15 protein-coding genes are annotated in these 17713 nt (G+C 56.0%); 10 read left to right on the forward strand and 5 right to left on the reverse strand.

Features of this window, described 5'->3' with window-relative positions:
* Positions 1-3: 3 nt before the first annotated feature.
* The gene (locus ACN0XM_RS15245; protein WP_417567800.1) at positions 4-1224 is read right to left on the reverse strand and encodes an esterase/lipase family protein; all 1221 of its coding nucleotides are present in this window, start codon (positions 1222-1224) and stop codon (positions 4-6) included.
* A 242-nt stretch (positions 1225-1466) separates the two neighbouring features.
* On the opposite strand from ACN0XM_RS15245, the gene ACN0XM_RS15250 reads away from it, so the two are divergent.
* Positions 1467-1751 (forward strand): YkgJ family cysteine cluster protein, encoded by a 285-nt coding sequence (locus ACN0XM_RS15250; protein ID WP_417567801.1) that lies wholly within the window; start codon positions 1467-1469, stop codon positions 1749-1751.
* A gap of 15 nt (positions 1752-1766) precedes the next feature.
* Here ACN0XM_RS15250 and ACN0XM_RS15255 read toward each other — a convergent pair whose 3' ends face one another.
* Positions 1767-2876 (reverse strand): histone deacetylase, encoded by a 1110-nt coding sequence (locus ACN0XM_RS15255; protein WP_417567802.1) that lies wholly within the window; start codon positions 2874-2876, stop codon positions 1767-1769.
* A 491-nt stretch (positions 2877-3367) separates the two neighbouring features.
* On the opposite strand from ACN0XM_RS15255, the gene ACN0XM_RS15260 reads away from it, so the two are divergent.
* Positions 3368-4480 carry a hypothetical protein gene (locus ACN0XM_RS15260; RefSeq protein WP_417567803.1) on the forward strand — a complete coding sequence of 371 codons (1113 nt, stop codon included), beginning with the start codon at positions 3368-3370 and terminating at the stop codon, positions 4478-4480.
* A 78-nt stretch (positions 4481-4558) separates the two neighbouring features.
* Here ACN0XM_RS15260 and ACN0XM_RS15265 read toward each other — a convergent pair whose 3' ends face one another.
* Entirely contained in the window at positions 4559-5371 is an 813-nt protein-coding gene (locus ACN0XM_RS15265; RefSeq protein ID WP_417567804.1) for a DUF1206 domain-containing protein, read from the reverse strand.
* A gap of 141 nt (positions 5372-5512) precedes the next feature.
* On the opposite strand from ACN0XM_RS15265, the gene ACN0XM_RS15270 reads away from it, so the two are divergent.
* Complete coding sequence (locus ACN0XM_RS15270; RefSeq protein ID WP_417567805.1) at positions 5513-6244, forward strand: glucose 1-dehydrogenase; 732 nt, start codon at positions 5513-5515, stop codon at positions 6242-6244.
* A 225-nt stretch (positions 6245-6469) separates the two neighbouring features.
* On the forward strand, positions 6470-6958 hold the full coding sequence (locus tag ACN0XM_RS15275) for a CBS domain-containing protein (RefSeq protein WP_417567806.1): 489 nt from the start codon (positions 6470-6472) through the stop codon (positions 6956-6958).
* 125 nt (positions 6959-7083) lie between these two features.
* On the opposite strand, the gene ACN0XM_RS15280 is transcribed toward ACN0XM_RS15275, so the two are convergent.
* A complete protein-coding gene (locus tag ACN0XM_RS15280; RefSeq protein WP_417567807.1) occupies positions 7084-8733 on the reverse strand; it encodes a phosphoethanolamine transferase in 1650 nt (549 codons plus the stop codon).
* A 613-nt stretch (positions 8734-9346) separates the two neighbouring features.
* Between ACN0XM_RS15280 and ACN0XM_RS15285 the strand changes: the two genes are divergently transcribed.
* The 6 genes from ACN0XM_RS15285 to ACN0XM_RS15310 all read left to right on the forward strand — a co-directional run bounded on the left by ACN0XM_RS15285 (position 9347) and on the right by ACN0XM_RS15310 (position 16347).
* A complete protein-coding gene (locus ACN0XM_RS15285) occupies positions 9347-10633 on the forward strand; it encodes a cation:proton antiporter (RefSeq protein WP_417567808.1) in 1287 nt (428 codons plus the stop codon).
* A 105-nt stretch (positions 10634-10738) separates the two neighbouring features.
* Positions 10739-11758 carry a sodium:calcium antiporter gene (locus ACN0XM_RS15290; protein ID WP_417567809.1) on the forward strand — a complete coding sequence of 340 codons (1020 nt, stop codon included), beginning with the start codon at positions 10739-10741 and terminating at the stop codon, positions 11756-11758.
* A gap of 14 nt (positions 11759-11772) precedes the next feature.
* Entirely contained in the window at positions 11773-12468 is a 696-nt protein-coding gene (locus ACN0XM_RS15295) for an aspartate/glutamate racemase family protein (RefSeq protein ID WP_417567810.1), read from the forward strand.
* A gap of 93 nt (positions 12469-12561) precedes the next feature.
* Positions 12562-14751 carry an OsmC domain/YcaO domain-containing protein gene (locus ACN0XM_RS15300; protein WP_417567811.1) on the forward strand — a complete coding sequence of 730 codons (2190 nt, stop codon included), beginning with the start codon at positions 12562-12564 and terminating at the stop codon, positions 14749-14751.
* Positions 14752-14838: 87 nt separating this feature from the next.
* A complete protein-coding gene (locus ACN0XM_RS15305; protein WP_417567812.1) occupies positions 14839-15306 on the forward strand; it encodes a hypothetical protein in 468 nt (155 codons plus the stop codon).
* 72 nt (positions 15307-15378) lie between these two features.
* A complete protein-coding gene (locus tag ACN0XM_RS15310; RefSeq protein WP_417567813.1) occupies positions 15379-16347 on the forward strand; it encodes a surface lipoprotein assembly modifier in 969 nt (322 codons plus the stop codon).
* A gap of 10 nt (positions 16348-16357) precedes the next feature.
* Here the strand turns inward: ACN0XM_RS15310 and ACN0XM_RS15315 are convergent, their stop codons facing one another.
* Positions 16358-17689, reverse strand: coding sequence for a S8 family serine peptidase (locus ACN0XM_RS15315; RefSeq protein WP_417567814.1), 1332 nt, complete (start codon positions 17687-17689; stop codon positions 16358-16360).
* Positions 17690-17713: the final 24 nt, after the last annotated feature.

Below are 17713 nucleotides of genomic sequence, written 5' to 3' on the forward strand. Positions count from 1 at the left end.
TTATCAGTGGTCGGCCAGCCAACCGTGGATCCGCTCGTATACCGCCGGGCTGTCGAGCAGATCAAAATGATTGACCCCGTAGAACACGCTTTGGTGGGATAGCGGAATCGGCAATGCCCGGCTCTCATCGTGGTGCAGGCCCAGGGCACTCATGACAGGAACCAGACCGTCTCCGCGAGTATAGACTCCGGCGGCATCAGCCCTGGACTGCGTCGTCGCCGCTATTGCATAACAATCCGTGCCTTCGGGCAGCGTTACGGCGGCCCGGGCATCATGGGGGTGTTCTGGTTCAAAGGCTTCCCAGTCTTCATCAAGAATATTGCCGTAACGCAGATCCTTTACGCCGGCACTGCGAATTTTCCCCAACCGCCCGATAGGCGCCACGTACGGACTGACACCCGCCAGGGTGTCGACCCGATTTCCGATACGCTCAAGTGGTGAACCATGATGCGGCGTGCCGAGAAAGACCAGTTTGCTCAGGCGGTCCGGCCAAGTGTGACCCGCAGCCCTGCCGTAATGGCATGCACTGCGGGAAAGCAGGCCTCCCATGCTGTGGCCGAGAATGACCAGCTCATCCACCGGCACCGGCCATTCCTGGACCAGCCGTTCGAGCACGTCGGCAAACGCCTGGCCGTTGGTAGATATGTGCCGGCCGCTATTGTAATGCAAATACAACGGGGTATAACCAAGGGAACGGGCCAGCTCATCTCCGTGATTGTGGTCGCCGCGCTGCCACATCAGATCGTTCATGCACAGGCCATGGACCATCACCAGGAGGCGAGTAGAGGGCTCGGGAAAGGCACTTTCCAGCGACGCCCGGCCAGATTGCAGGGCCGCTCCCTCCTTGCGAAAGCACATGGGGATTGCCAGCGGGTTGTCAGTGGCCACCAGGTAATCGCCAAGTACTCCATTGAGGGTGGCCAGCGCTCTTTCTCGCTTAAGTGAAACCCCCTGATAGTTCAGCAAGGGCGCGAACTGATCCAGGCCGGCATCGATACCAACGCCCGCAGCCCGGGAGATCACCCGAACGCTGCGGTACACCAAGCCAGTAATTCCCCGAGTCGGGCCTTTACGGGGAGCGCCGACAATCGGGGCCAAACCGGAGATGTTGCGATGCATAGCCTCAACGGTGTCCACCACACCACCGACCGCCTCGGTAACCAGCTGGCTGGTCCCGCGTAAATGCGAACACAGCGCGCCGGCCGCTCCCCCGCGATCAGCCATGACCCGAATCATCAGTACAAACAGGACGCCTCATTGCCTTCTCACTATCCATTCGTGTTGACTTCAACTGTATCACAGTTACTACTGGCCTCTGTTTCCTTGGGCAACAGGCAAGCAGCAGCGTCAGCCTGCAAATCTTGATCTGGCACTTAGGCAAAAATCGTGTACTTTGGGAGCTTTCCCGGCGGGCAAACGCGACCCCGTTTGATCCTCCATGCTGCAACCGAGTTCATTATATATTTATGACCATTCCTGTTGAGAACATAACCGACCCTGAGATTTCCTGTTCGAATTGCCGGGCCTGTTGCTGCCGTTTGGAAGTCATGATTATTAGCGACACAGGTGTTCCTGAGCAGCATATTGCTTACGATAAGTGGGGCGGTGAAACCATGCTGCGCTTAGAGGATGGTTGGTGCTCAGCGTTAGACCGACACACATTCATGTGCACCATTTATGAAAATCGTCCCTGGATTTGCAGGGAATTTGAAATGGGTTCCTATGAGTGTCGCGAAGAAAGAGCAAAGTAACGGACAACCTGCCGATTACTCTTCTTCCTCATCACTGAACGCAGAGCGGTGGAATTCCGCCGCCTCTTCCGCTTCCCTGAGGCCCATTTCCCGGACCTCCGGCACGTCACCGCCTGCCAGTGTCTCAAGCACCGCGTGCACCCCTTCCGAGAGCGACGCCAGGCTGTAACCTCCTTCAAGAACCAGTGCCAGTCGTCCTTTACAGTGCTTGTCGGAGATGTCCTGCACAATTCGGGTGATCACCCTGAAGCCGTCGAACGTCAGATTCATTGCCATGTCGTTACGGTGTGGGTCAAACCCGGCTGAGACCAGCACAAGATCCGGTTTAAAGTAATCGGCAGCCGGCACCAGAATGTCGCGGAAGACCTTCTCGAAGGCGACGTCGCCCGCAGTTTCCGGTAGCGGAACATTGATGGTATACCCCTCTCCCAGACCGTCACCTATTTCCTCTATGTGGCCCGAACCCGGATAAAAGGGCGCCGCACAATGGGTGTCAAAGAACAGCACATCCGGCTCCGCCCAGAAGATATCCTGAGTACCGTTACCATGGTGGGCGTCCCAGTCAATGAGCAGAATACGTTCACAGCCCAGTTTGGCCTGAGCGTGAGCGGCCGCCACGGCAACGTTGTTAAGCAGACAGAAACCCCGCGCCCGCACCGGCTCGGCGTGATGCCCGGGAGGACGTATCAGAGCGAACGCACTGTTGCATTCACCATTCACGACACTTTCTACTGCCGCAATGGCATTGCCGGCCGCAGCGGTGGCCGCATTAATGCTCTCCGGTGAAACGGCTGTTGTGTCCTTGTCGAGCCAGGCACGTTTGCCCGCGAATGAAAAGATGTGGTCCAGGTAGGCGGCAGTGTGTACTCGCGCCAGCTGATTGTAGGTTGCAGGGGCTGCTCCCGTCCGGAACTTAACACCCTTTACCGGATGCTCATCCAGGTAGGTCTTGATTGCAGTCAGCCGGCCCGGGTGTTCCGGATAGCTCCATTTGAAATCGAGCCCCTTGAGGATTGACCTGACGCGCTTCTCCACCCTGCTGGGCATGAACGGCAGATTCACCTCGGGATTATGTCCCAGCATTACCTCATCATAAAACACATGCACACTGCGATCGCCGATCATAGACTTTCCCTTTCTTGTTCATTGCCGCTAAGCCAGACATAAACGTAGCTTATTCCAACGACTCCCGCCTCGGTACTTTCCGGCATCACCAGTCCGGCACCACCAGTCGTTTATCCTGATCCTTCCTAAAGAGGAGTTCAAAGCCTGGAGCAGCCATTTATGCTCGCTCCCCCTGAGATCCTGCAGTTTTCCCCTGAGACATGCACTGTCAATTTGACGAGGAACCGGGTCCAGGCTTCGACTTTTCCAGACAGCTACCGACCGGAGACGCTATCTGAAGCTTAGTCGCTCTCCTCACGCGGGACAAAAATCCGTTCCCTGAAACTGCACTTGGCATAGAATCTGGGTCAGGGTAACGTCGATATCACCTATGGCGGACAAAGCAGATAAACCTTTTACTGTCTTTTGCTCCAGAACTTCAACTTCATTTTTCGCAAAAAGCTATACGAGCCCGACAACGCGGGCAGCCGGAACGCTCACGGGGTAAGGCTGTGAAGAAATTCTTCCTGATTCTTGGTGTGGCATTGCTGATCGCGCTGATTTCAGCGGTCAGTTCCAACCCCATGCCCATTGAGGAGAGGCTGATCCAGATTCAGGCCGAGGATACGCTCTACGAGTTCCCCGCCATTGAAAAGCAACCCCTCGAACTTCAGGCCGCGTTGCTGGATATGGCGGACGACGAACTGCTCCTTCTGAAAGCCCGCGCCGCGTATCTCAGGTATCCCGAAATGACTCGCAAGATCCTGCCCCTGTATGGGCCAGAGGTCGAATTCCGCGAAATCCTTCGGCTCTATGGCGAGAACATCCTCCCTCCCATTGACTACTTTTTTGGCCGGCCAATTGGCTCGATTGAGCTTATGAACACGGCGGCCAACAAGTACCAGCGCATCATGGACTTCTTTACTGGTAACGCCCCCCTCCCTGAACAGACAGCCACCGTTGGAACAGACAACCTGCTTCCGGAGGAGCGCGGCTGGTACGCCGTGCGCTTCATTCAGGAGGAAGGCCACGATTTCCTCGGTCAGTTTGTTGTCAGCAGCCAAGGCGACGTTACCTGGGTGCGGACCGAACGGGTACTGGAGAACATTAACCAGTTTTTCGCCAGCGGAATCCGAAACCTGGAGATCCGACATCGCACGGGTGAAAACGTATCCGCCGCGGACATTGGCTGGGCCTCTGTCGATGCACTCGTGTTCGCCAGCGCATTGAAGGTATTGCGGGTAGGCCGCACGGTGGCCGTTTCCACTAAAGGCGCCGCCAGAAGCACGCGCTCGGCAGCCCTCGCCACCCGACTGGCCAACAGCGGCCGGATGCTGATGACCAGCGCCCGATACGCCAAATGGCCAGCTATCATAGGGGTTGGCTACCTCGTGGTTTCCCACCCCAGTATCATTAATGACTTTCTCGCCGAAGTCTCTGAGGTGCTTGGCTATCCGGTGTGGTTGGTGCAGTTTCTGGGCTGGCTGTTCATAATAGTGCCCGTGCTGTATGTCGTTAGTTGGGCATTTCGGCTCGTCGTGAGGCCCACCTTTGCTGTGCTGAGTGGCGTGGTTTCCGGGTTGTCGCGGCTGAATCGGCGCAGGTCTCTCAATCGGATCGACTAGGCTGGCGATCACTGTTCAGGTGTTGAGACCAGCGCTGTGCACGCCGCAGTTGAATACCATGGTGAATTTCTCTCCGGTCTACGGATCGATGCGGCGGTATACCGCTTCCAGCAAGCTGTAGATGCCAAAAGCAAACAATCCCATTGCCGCCAGTGCCAATAGGCTCTGGCCAAATGCCTGACCGCGCAGGGTATTGAAGACTTCTGCCATACCGCCGGCCTCAGCGGGATCCAGCTGGTAAGCCGCCGTCATAAAGAAGGCGCCAACAATCACGAACACCAGGCCGCGGATCACCAGGCCAAACCAGCAGATGGGGTAGGCCCAATATTTGATTTTCGTCGGCATAAGGAAGTGGCGATCAAATTGCGTTTTCATGGCCTTGATTTCATGTGCAACACCGGCGCCTGTCAGTGCCACCCCGACCCCGGCAACCAGCCAGCGTCCATAGGACTGACTCATCAGCCAGCTGGCAACGTCCACGGACCCACTCCCCGAGCCGCTGGACGAACCGCCCAGGGTGAAAATCAGGCTAACCGCAAAAACGGCGAGCATGGTATGAGATATGGCACTTACAAAAAGGCCGGTACGGATCACGATACCCTTGGCATCAGTGCCATGATGATCGGTGTCCTTGACCGCCTGAATGCCTCTCCACAAGGCGAACCCCAAGAGGCCGACAACCATGCCCCCGAGCAAAATGTCACCCCAAGGGGCAAACATGAGGCGCTGCAGGGCACCACGGCTACCGGTAGTCTGGCCACCCTGCCCGAATACAGCCAACGCTGCCAGCCCACCTATCAGCAGATAGACAACACCCCGGGCCCCATAACCTACTCGGGCAAGGAGAATAATGGCATGTCGGTGATCCGGAGTGGTCCTGCCTGTTGTCATAACAGTTCCCGGTCTACTGTGGCAGTGTGTCTGGAACAATGTTACCCAGTAACCGGGCTGCTGTCTCAACCTCGATGGTAGGGACGTGCATTCAATAACCCACAGCATCATCACTCGAGCAATTCGCTGAGGAGACCATCAATGAACCACGTCGCCATCATCACTGGCGCTAGCCGGGGTATCGGAGCTGCCACAGCCAAATTGCTGGCATCGAACGGGTACGCGGTTTGTGTCAATTACCGCGCCCGGATGGACCAAGCAGAGGCTGTCGTTGAAGAGATCGAGGCAAGTGGCGGGCGCGCCCTCGCTTTTAAGGCCGATGTCAGCCGGGAACAGGATGTGATTGCCCTGTTCAATGCCACGGAACAGGCATTCGGGCCAGTTACCGCACTGGTGAATAACGTGGGCGTGCTGCTTACCCAGTCGCGGTTAGTAGATATGGACGTCGAGCGCTTTACCCGGGTAATGGCGACCAATGTCACCAGTTGCTTTCTCTGCTGCCGCGAGGCCATGCGGCGTATGCCCGATGGCGGTGCGATCGTGAATGTTTCATCCCTCGCCGCCCGAACCGGTTCCCCGTTCGAATACATGGATTACGCCGCGTCCAAGGCAGCCATGGATGCGATAACCAAGGGGTTGTCTGTAGAAGCAGCGGAAAAGAACATTCGCGTAAATGGCGTCCGTCCCGGATTTATCCATACCGATATCCACGCTGATGGCGGTGAGCCCGGCAGGGTTGAACGGCTGTCCCCCTCCGTTCCCCTCAAACGCGGTGGTCAGCCGAATGAAGTGGCACATGCCATTGAGTGGTTGCTGTCAGATAAGGCGTCGTATGTAACCGGGTCCCTGCTGGATGTCGCCGGGGGTAAATAATCGGAAGTAAATGACTAGAATAATCGGGACGAGCAATCGCCTTGACGACCATCATGGACAATCACCCGAACTGAGTACATATTAAAGTTTACGCCGGTTCATTGATGGAACCGGTGTCGCCCTCAGAATGGATAGCCCCATGAAGTTTGCGGAATTGGATGTGGCAAGGGCGCATTGCTGACGGAATTCATTCGAACGCTTCCCCTAAGGACGGAGGAAATCCAAATGAAAGTCAACGAAATCATGGTTACCGAAGTGGCGAGCTGCTCGCCCCAATCCTCCTTGCAGGATATCGCCATGCTGATGTGGAACAACGACTGTGGCGCCATTCCGCTGATTGATGACGAGGAGCATCCGGTGGGCATTGTCACCGACCGGGACATCGCAATGGGCGCTGCGATGCAACACAAGCCTTTGTGGGACCTTCGCGGCGAAGACATTGCCAACCATCGGGAACTCCATTGTTGTACTCCAGACGATAGTATTCAGAAGGCGCTCCAGTTGATGGAAGCACACGAAGTGCGGCGTCTTCCCGTCGTCAACCAGTACAATCAGCTTTGCGGCATGGTGAGCATGGGGGACATCGTCTCCTTCACTGGCGGCGAAAGCGCCAAGAAATCCGGCGATAAAAAGATTTCCTCAAAGGAGACAATCGAACTTCTTCGGCACATAAGCGCGCACCACCCCAGCCATAAGGCCACTGCAATCCCTTAGGAGCCACTTCCAAACTGCAGTTGACCGATAATGGAAGCGGAGCCACGCTACGCTGTAACAACAGGCCTTCGTGAGGCGTCGCTTCCGGAGGCCATCATTGAAAACCACAGCCATACTTGCCCGGCTTACTGATCTTGTTTCGCCGCCAGTTGCTCCTGCGTTTTGCCCTCCGGAACATTCAGAATATCGAGCGTCGGCTGGTAGATGTCAGTACGCACGTCAAACAACCCCAGCAGCGTGTGGAAGACCCAATCCTGGTTCATAGTCCGGTCCTTGCTGGCGCGCAGGGCCTTCTCGTTCACGCCGGAAAAGTTATCCGAAAACCACATGACCGCCGGAACATGGCGCTGGGCCTCGGGCGCAATAAACATCGGCAGCCCGTGCAGGTACATGTCATATTCACCCAGCGATTCGCCGTGGTCACTCAGGTAGAACAGTCCGGTTTCAAAGTCGTCCGTATTACGCCGAAGCTCATCAATAACTTTTGACAGAAAAAAGTCGGTATACAGAATCGCGTTATCGTAAGCATTGTTGATGCTCTCGTTGCTGCAGCTCTCTAACTCGTTGGTCTGGCAAACCGGCGTGAATTTTTCGAACTCTTTGGGGTACCGCCTGTAATACGCGGGCCCGTGATTGCCCATCTGGTGCAGCACGATCAGGATGTCTCCTTCCGGATGAGCGTCAACATACTGCTGCAGGTCCGCCAGCATTCCGGTATCCCGGCACTCTTCATCAGTGCAGGCCGGATTGTTTTCTGGCGTTTTGAAATCACGGTAGGTTATCCGGTCGGCCACACCCTTGGAGTCGGAATTATTGTCCAGCCACAGCACGTTGACGCCGGTGCGAGCGAGAATATCCAGTACGTTTTCGGTGGCTTCGGCCTTTTTCTGATCGTAGTCTGACTGGCCATAAACCGAAAATATGCAGGGAACCGCCACTGCGGTCGAGGTTCCGCAGGACCAGAAGTCTGGAAAACTGATGACATTGTCCTTCGCCAGTTCGGGGTTGGTCTCACGCTCATAGCCATTCAATGAAAACCGGTCCGCTCGTGCGGTTTCGCCGACCACCATAATAATCAGCTCTCGCGGGCGCTTAACGGGTGCGGCCACAGCATCGGCGGCGATCATTGTGAACGGCAGGCTGCTGCTTTCAATAGCGCTACTGGCAAACTTGAAGGTAGAGACAAGGTAAAAAGTTGGATTGGCGTAGTACCTCAGAATCTTATGCTCCCGGATGAAAGAGGCATAAAAATTACCGAAGATCACGACGAGCAGCACGACAACACCCAGAGAGATCGACGCCAGTTTGACCGTAGACAGAATATCCCGGCGAACCGTTCCTGTCTTGAGTTGGACGTGGTACACGAACAATGACGGCAAAACGCCCAGCAAGATTACGTACATCATCAGGCTACCAGACATCAAATCCGAAGCTTCAGACACGTTGGTCTGCGCCACGTTACGCAACATGTCGGTATCGATCACCGTGTTATAGCTGTCCATGAAATAGGCGGCAAAGGAGGACAGCATCAGGATCGTGATCAATACCGGCTTGGTGGTATACCGATAACACACCAGCGAAAGAATCGCGATCAGGGCAGCGCCAAAGACAACCGCAAGGGAGATCACAAACGCGGCATTATCGAAGTTCAGCGGAAAAGCCTCGATTATGTTCGAAAAGAACGCATGGTTACCGAACGCCATCAGGAATATGGACACCAGAACAATCAGTGTCGATTTATTCATGACAGTCAGATTATGCCAAAAACGTTTCATAACACCTCAGGGAAAAACAGATCGACCGCTACCATCGGATCCGGACTGCGGAAGGGCCACAGGCCCTTTACCAGGCAGCAGAAGTCTGGCAGACCAACCTTAATTGAAACTTAACCGCGGCCTGAAAGGCATGCCCAAAATTGGATGTGCCCGCATTCAGACATAAAAAAACCTGCTGTTTAAGACCAGCTGTACACGGTGTGTGTGTAACTACCGGTTGAGAGAAGTGAGCAACACGTACTCATTCTCGGAAGCCTTGCGCGTTCGAGTTCGTTTTCAAGGGCACAGAGGTTTATCTGAATGCGCTTGGTTTGCGCCTTTGGAAAGACCGTGCATTCACGGCTGCGGACTGTTATGCACGCAATCCCGGGGAATGACACTGTTATATCTGATACAGAAAACCCCACGTGGCGGCACTGGTTGGTCAATCTCCCGGAACCAGGGCCATAGGTATTTTTCCCGCCGTGTTGTTGCATCAAAAGTCTGTCACATTGCTCCGCAGTCCGACGGAAATAGCTGAATCCCGTCAACTTGGTCAGCGTCTGTCACTCTGGCGCCCCGACCAAACACCATTCAAAATCCCTTACTGCCGGATCTGCATCGGAGAGCCTTTTTGACCATCGCCATCTGGTTTGTATTGATTGGAAGCCTATTGATCATGATCGGCTTGCGATCATCCCTTCTGCAGCGCTGCCACCTGACACCAACCCTGCTCTACCTGGCGGTGGGCGTTGCCCTCGGACCGACGGTGTTTGGTGCCTTTCATTTCAACCCGCTGGAACAGGCGCATTTGCTGGAGGTGCTGGCCGAAGTTGCGGTGCTGGTGTCGTTGTTTATTGCCGGTATGAAAATGCCGGTCCCCTTCCGTTGGCAGAAATGGCGGGTTCCCATCCGACTTGCTTTTATCTCCATGACTATCAGTGTTGCCCTGACAGCGGTTTTTGCTTATTACATGCTGGCATTGCCTCTTGGCGCGGCCATTCTGCTGGGCGCCATTCTGGCACCTACCGATCCGGTGCTGGCAACGGAGGTTCAGGTTCGACACGTCGGCGATACAGATCCTTTACGATTCACCCTCACCAGTGAAGCCGGCATGAATGATGGCAGTGCCTTTCCGTTTGTCATGCTGGGGATGGCCCTGATTAGCGCCCCTGCGAGTTTTGAGCTGCTGGGCACCTGGGTTCTAAAGGACGTTGTGTGGGCAACGCTATCTGCCCTGGTTGTCGGGCTGGTGATGGGGCATGTACTGGCGCGGATTGTTCAAAAGCAGCGCCTCATGGACAGCGACCGTCCAATGCTGGACGACTTCCTCGGGCTGGGCTTGATAGGCGTGGTTTATGGCATCTGCCTGGTGCTCGATGCCTGGGGCTTTCTGGCGGTTTTTGTGGCGGCCATTTCGCTCCGGCAATCGGAACTCGGACTGGCGGGCGAAAACGCCCCTGGCGATAACGCTGACCCGTTATCGGTCTTTCCGGACCCCTCTGGAAGGCCGCAGCCAGAGCTGAGCCCCCAGGTCTCCCAGGGTTCCCTTCTGTTCAAGGAACCCCTGGAGCGGCTTTCAGAGCTGGTGCTTGTTCTGTTGCTGGGTGGAATGCTGTTTATTGACTCCTGGAGCTTCAGAGCCGTCGGCATGGCACTGTTCCTCTTTGTCATCGTTCGCCCTGTCAGCGTTTTCCTCGGCCTGCTTGGTTCCGGAGCACCGCTAAGGCTGCAGATGCTCGTCGGCTGGTTCGGCGTGCGCGGCATCGGCTCGATCTATTATCTGATGTTCGCAATCGTCGTTGGCCTGCCCGAAGAGCTGTCCGTAGAGTTCATTCACATTACGCTGGTGGTTATCGTGCTGTCGATCATCATCCATGGCATGACTGTCCGGCCAATGATCCTGAAATGGTGGCGGTAAGAGATACCGGGCGAGTGTGAATTACGGCAGGATGACGTGAGGTAGCGACACTCGGCCCAGAAGAACTACAGTGAGGTATGTAACTGCAACCGTCTGAGGCCCTGCGTGTTTTCAACCCTCACTACCAGCATTATTGGTTTTACCATCGCTGCCGCAGTGATTGTGACTGCCGGCAGCCGGCTGGCGCGCGTGGCAGACGAACTGGCCGATCGAACCGGCCTGGGTGAAGCGCTTTTCGGCATCTTTCTGCTCGCGGGCGTAACGTCACTCCCCGACTTTGCGGCCACTCTCAGCGCTGCACTGGACTCAAGGCCGGATCTTGCCATGAGCAACATTATGGGCAGCATGGCGGCGAACCTGGTTTTCCTGGGTATTGCGGACGTGATTTACCGCAAGGCCAACCTGGAACATGCAGCTGCCTCCCCTACCAACCTGATGCTTGCTGCGTTGTTGATCGCACTGCTGGCGCTACCTTTGCTGGCGATCGGCAGTCCAGCGATTTCTGTTTGGGGGATTCACCCGGTCACGCCCGTGATTGCCGCCGCCTATCTGTTCGGCATGTATCTGGTTCGAAGCACCGATAACAAACCAATGTGGTTCCCCCGCCTCACCCGCCAGACCGTTCCAGACAAGCCTGCACACTACCTCCATGGCGGGCTGGCCCAAGCCTGGCTTAGCTTCACCGCGCTGGCGGCGGTGACGGGCATAGCCGGATGGGTGTTGATGGAAGGCGCCAAGGTCATCAGTGACGAGACCGGCCTTTCCGAAACGCTGATCGGGGGGCTCTTCACGGCGCTTGCGACCTCGTCACCCGAGTTGATCACCACCATTGCTGCAATTCGCACCGGCGCGCTCACTCTGGCGGTCAGCAATATCTTCGGCACCAACTGCTTTAATATGCTGGTGGTGGCCTCCGCCGATATTGCCTATCCGGACGGATCCATTTACCACGATATCGCCCCCATTCAGATGACCTGGGGGCTGATCAGCATTCTGATGACCGCAATCCTGTTGATGGGCATGGTGCTGCGACAGCGCTACGGCATCGGAAGGATCGGGTTCGAGAGTGCGCTGATCCTGGCAGTTTATACGGCCACCCTGGCGATAGTAATGGCGAACGGATAATAAGGAGATCTCCGATGAAAACCATTGGCCTTCTCGGCGGCATGAGCTGGGAATCCACCCAAACCTACTACCGGTTGATCAACGAAGGCATCAAAGCCAGGCTGGGCGGCCTGCATTCCGCGAAGCTGGTGCTCTACAGCGTCGATTTTGCGGAGATCGAGGCGCTCCAGCACCAGGGCGACTGGCCAGCCACGGCTGACATTCTCTCTGCCGCCGCGCTGTCACTGCAAAAGGCCGGCGCGGACTTCCTGGTGATCGGCACCAACACAATGCACAAGGTCGCGCCTGAGATTGAACAGGCGATTCGTATTCCCCTGCTGCACATAGCCGATGCCACCGCAAAGGTATTGGCCAGGGATGGCATTAGGCGCGTGGGCCTGCTGGGCACGCAATTTACCATGGAGCAGGCGTTTTACCGCCACCGGCTGGAAGAAGCCGGTGTTGAGGTAATGACACCGGACGAGGCTCAGCGCCAAGAGGTTCATCGAGTTATTTACGAGGAGCTCTGCCGTGGCGAAATCGATCCGGCGTCCCGCAAAGCGTATCTCGATATCGTCGCTTCGCTTTCCGAGCGCGGTGCGCAGGCCGTTATTCTGGGGTGTACCGAAATCGGCCTGCTGATCCGCCAGGCTGATACCTATGTTCCACTCTACGACACAACGGAGATTCACGCCGCGCAAGCGGTTGAGCAGGCATTGAATCATCCGTAAAAGACCGACCAAGACGAACGCCTGCAAAAACTGGATAATGGCCGCCACTAAATTCAGTGGCGCGCCAAACTCTCCAATCCGGGTACCTTTGTAATGGAAATCAACGTCAACTTTCTCGACAACCTCAGGCTTGAAGCCAAGTTTGATGATTTCACCGTCGTGACCGACCAACCCATCCGCTACAAGGGCGATGGTTCCGCTCCCAGCCCTTTTGACTACTTCCTGGCGTCCTCGGCGCTGTGTGCGGCCTATTTCGTTCGCGTTTACTGCCTGGCACGGGACATTCCCACCGAGAATATCCGCCTGTCCCAGAACAACATCGTGGACCCGGAAAACCGCTACAACCAGATTTTCAAGATTTCTGTGGAGTTGCCGGAAGACATTTCCGACAAGGATCGGCAGGGCATTCTGCGTTCCATTGATCGGTGTACCGTGAAAAAGGTGGTTCAAACCGGCCCAACCTTCGAGATCGAGACCGTCGAAAATCTGGATGCCGATGCCCAGGCTCTGCTGATGACGCAGCCAGAGGGCAGCACCCAGACCTTTATTGAAGGCAAGGACCTGCCCCTGGAGCAGACCATCGCCAACATGACCGCGATCCTCCAGGACTTGGGGATGAAGATCGAGATCGCCTCCTGGCGCAATATCGTGCCGCATGTCTGGTCACTCCATATCCGCGATGCCGCATCCCCGATGTGCTTCACCAACGGCAAGGGTGCCACCAAGGAGAGCGCCTTGTGCTCGGCCCTGGGCGAATTCATTGAGCGCCTGAGCTGCAACTTCTTTTACAACGACCAGTTCTTCGGAGAAGAGATCGCCAACAGCGACTTCGTCCATTACCCGAATGAAAAATGGTTCAAGCCCGGCCCCGATGACGAATTGCCGGAAGGCATGCTCGATGGCCACAGCCTGGCCATTTACAATCCGGACGGCGAGCTGTTTGGCTCCAACCTGATCGACACCAACTCCGGCAAAACCGAGCGCGGGATTGTCTCCCTGCCCTTCGTGCGCAAATCAGACGGTGAGGTGGTGTATTTCCCCTCCAACCTGATCGAGAACCTGTTCCTCAGCAACGGTATGAGCGCGGGTAACACCCTGCAAGAGGCAGAGGTACAGTGCCTCTCGGAAATTTTTGAGCGGGCCGTGAAGAAGCAGATAATCGAGGAAGAAATTTCCCTGCCGGACGTGCCCAGAGAAGTCCTTGAGAAATACCCGGACATTCTTGAGGGTATCGAAGCCCTTGAGGCCCAGGGCTTCCCGACGCTGGTTAAGGATGCCTCCCTTGGCGGCCAGTTCCCGGTAATGTGCGTCACCCTGATGAACCCGAGAACCGGCGGCGTGTTTGCCTCCTTCGGTGCCCACCCGAGCTTTGAAGTGGCGCTGGAGCGAAGCCTGACCGAACTGCTGCAGGGCCGCAGCTTCGAGGGTTTGAACGATGTGCCACCGCCGACATTCAACAGTCTGGCAGTCACCGAGCCGAACAATTTCGTTGAGCACTTTATTGATTCCACCGGCGTGGTGTCCTGGCGTTTCTTCAGCGCCAAATCCGACTTCGATTTTGTCGAATGGGATTTCTCCGGCACCAACGCGGAGGAAGCAGCTTGCCTGTTCGGCATCCTCCGTGATTTGGGCAAGGAAGTGTATGTCGCCGTCTATGAGGAACTGGGCGCGCCGGTTTGCCGGATTCTGGTGCCAGGCTATTCCGAGGTGTATCCGGTCGAAGATCTGATCATGGATAATACCAACATGGCCCTGGACTACCGGGAAGATATCCTCAACCTGCACCGCCTGGACGATGACCAGCTGGCTGACCTGGTGGAACGCCTTGAAGCCAGTCAGCTCGACAACTACATGACGATCATCACCCTGATCGGCGTGGAGTTCGATGAGAATACGGTCTGGGGCCAGCTCACGATCCTGGAACTGAAAATCCTGATTTGCCTCGCTCTGCAGTGGCACGAGGAAGCACTGGAATTCGTCGACATGTTCCTGCAGTTCAACGATAACACCGTAGAACGCGGCCTGTTTTTCCGCGCGATGTATGCGGTACTGGAAGTCACTCTCGACGACGATATGGAACTGTCCCATTACATCACCAACTTCACACGCATGTTCGGTGAGAACACCATGAAAGCCGTTGTGGGCTCGGTGGAAGGCACAGTTCGTTTTCATGGCCTGGAGCCCACCAACATGCAGCTGGTAGGTCTCGAGAAGCACCAACGGCTGATTGAGAGCTACAGAAAACTGCATAACGCACGGGCTGTGAAAGCCGGTCTCCGATAATGTCCGGATTTTCTCTGGAATAAATCCTCTCCTGGTACGTCCTCCTGATGAAAGCAACCCGAAAAGGGCAAACAGGAGGACGTAACTATGAAAAAGCACGTACTGACACTCGCGATCTGTTCACTTCTTTCCACTGGCGCACTTGCAGCTGAGAGCACTGCCAACGCAAACGCCGACGCCAACATGAGCGCCGAAGCCAGCACTCAAAGCGGTGTTTCTGCACAGGGCGGAGCATCGGCAAGCGCTGAGGGCCATGCGAATGGTGAAACCGCGCGAGACGAAGCGCGCCAAAATGCCAATCAGGCCATAACCGCCGGCGTTCAAGCTGGTCAGCAGGTGCGGAGCACAGCTTCGGCAACAGCAACCGCGGCCATCGGCGAGGCAAACCAACAAGCCGATGAAGCCAAGGCCCGGACGAATCGGGCTCGGAATGCAAAAATCCACGCCGAAACCAATCAGCAGATTGGCACCGCTGTATCCGATAGCGTGAAAAGCGAGGTCCAGAACTCCGTACGAAGCACCGTGAAAGGTTCTGCCAGCGGCGGTCTGCTATAAAGCCTATGCCACATCTGGATAGCCGGGCCTTTTGGCCCGGCCTCTTTTTTCCAGCTCAGGAGGAATACAGCCATGTACTTCACACGATCCTTACCGCATGTCGTTACCGTTTTAAGCCTAACGGTGCCAATAGTTTCTGCCCAGGCAGCCGAAGAATCAGCTTTTAACGGTCACCTTTCAACCGGCGTGGAGCATGACAACAATGTCTCAGTGGACGATCTGAACGCCTCATCGGACCGAAGTGATCAGGCCTGGGTTTTTGACGCCGGCCTTGAAGGTGTGCTGAAGCCGGCCGAGCGACTGAACCTCACCCTCGGGTATTCCCTGTCTGCCAGCCGATACCAGGAGCTGGACCAATTCAACCAGGATATTCACCTGCTCTCTGCTGACCTTAGTTACGATTTTCATTCGGTAACCATTGGCACGAGTTACCACTACTCACATTCAATCCTGGGTTCAGAACCATTCCTCGACTTTCACCGGGCCAGCGCTTACCTGGGCAGTCTCCTAGGTGATGATGTCTACCTATCGGCCAGCCTGCAGGACAAACGAAAGGATTACGACGAGAGCAATACCCGCGACTCAGACATCCGAGGTGCAAGCCTGGATTCGTTTTTCTTTTTCAATCAGGTCCGGAGTCATTTCAAGGTCGGCGTGGACTATGAAAAGGAAGACGCTCGCGCTGACTTTTTCGACAACGATCTGTGGCGTATCAGGGCAACGCTGCTCAACCACTTTACGCTGGGCGGCGAAGACAACCGGTTTCGCCTTGGCTGGAGATTTGAAACCAGGGAATATGACCAACCAGAAGTCTCACCATCCAATTCCTTTCTGGACAATCCGTTCACTGGCAATTTGATCGATGCCTCAACCAGCCGTCGGGCCGATCAGGCCCATGTCTTGGAAGCCAGCTGGCGAATTGGCCTCAACAAAACCTTCAGCCTTGAGCCCTCTGTGTCGCACGGAATTTATCGTGGGGATGGGAACACAGCAGACTATACACGCACCATCGCCGGCATCAGCCTCAGGGCGGGCTTCTGAACGCCACAAGTCAATACGGCAGAAAACCGAAACCATAGAGACTGTCGCGACCGGGCTCACCCAGATCCTGAGCATGGTCGATTAGCGCCTGCAGTGCCCTTTCCGAGCCACCTTCGTTAAGGCGACAGGCGAGCGCGGCCGCAACCACGGGTGCAGCAAGCGAGGTGCCGCTGTCCGTCCTGACACCACCGTTCGGGCGGGGAACGCGAACCCCAACACCGTGCGCAGCAAACATCACCTGTTTTCCCCGGTTGGCCCACCTGTAGAGCTTTCCGGCAGGGGTTGTTGCGGTAACACCAACAACCTCGGAATAGGCGGCAGGATACAGTGGTGACACTGCAGGTCCCTCATTGCCAACCGCAGCAACCAAGAACGTGCCCCTTTTCCGAAGCTTTCGAATTGCTGAGGCCAACAGCCGGTTATCCGGGCCGGTAAGACTAATGTTGATCACTGACAGGTTCTGAGTCACCAGCCAGTCCAACCCTTCCAGCAAATGCCCCAGCGTGGCGCCGGACAGGTCTTCCGTTCGCCTGTAAAACACCGAGGCGTTGAACAGCGTTGCCCCTGGTAATCGGGCCATGCCCGAATCCCCGTGCCGGCCTACCAGCTGGCCCGCTACCGCCGTACCATGAGCCGTCACAGGCGCAAGTTTTCCGCCACCACTTCCGAGTGATAGAAAACGTTGCTCAATAATCCGGGCACCGCCAAATGCAGAATGCTCGGTCTCGACGGACGTATCAATCATGCCTATCCGGAGGGCCCCACCGCAGATGCTTTTGCGCTTGAGTAACTGCACATTTACCGGTGCATGCGTCTCCCCCACCCCGGGGCTGTATACATGGTTTCGGTCCAGGCGGTCGGCCAGCTCCGGTATCAGCCCTCGCAATGCCTCAAGTGAATTGATGTCATCGTTCACCTGGAAACGCGCAACAAACATCCCCAGACCGGAATAGCGTGTCTTTGCCAGAACCTTTATCCCGGTTTGATCAAGATGTTTAATATCCTCTTCGTTACCTGTTACCAACCATTGCCTCTCTACCGCCCTGGAACCATCCTCCAGCGCAACCTCATTGAACGCTTTCTGTCCAGTAATCGTGTAGACAGGCAGTACGTCCGGCAAAGCCTTGAGGTCGGCTTCCAGTGCTTCAGCCTGCTTTTCCAGCCGTTGTTCGATACTCCGGTTTGCCGCCCGCTTAACCAATCGCTCGGCACTTCTTTCCACCTGTCGGGTAATGCTGCCCGCGGTGTTGTCCAGTGCGCCACCGGGCAACGCGAGGCTCGATACCGGCGCGCACCAAAGGAGAACAGCGGATATAAAGGTAGATTTGAAAATTGGCGTCATTTTTTACCATCCAAATTCCTGAAC

It is taken from the genome of Marinobacter sp. (assembly GCF_048269445.1).
Lineage (GTDB): Bacteria > Pseudomonadota > Gammaproteobacteria > Pseudomonadales > Oleiphilaceae > Marinobacter.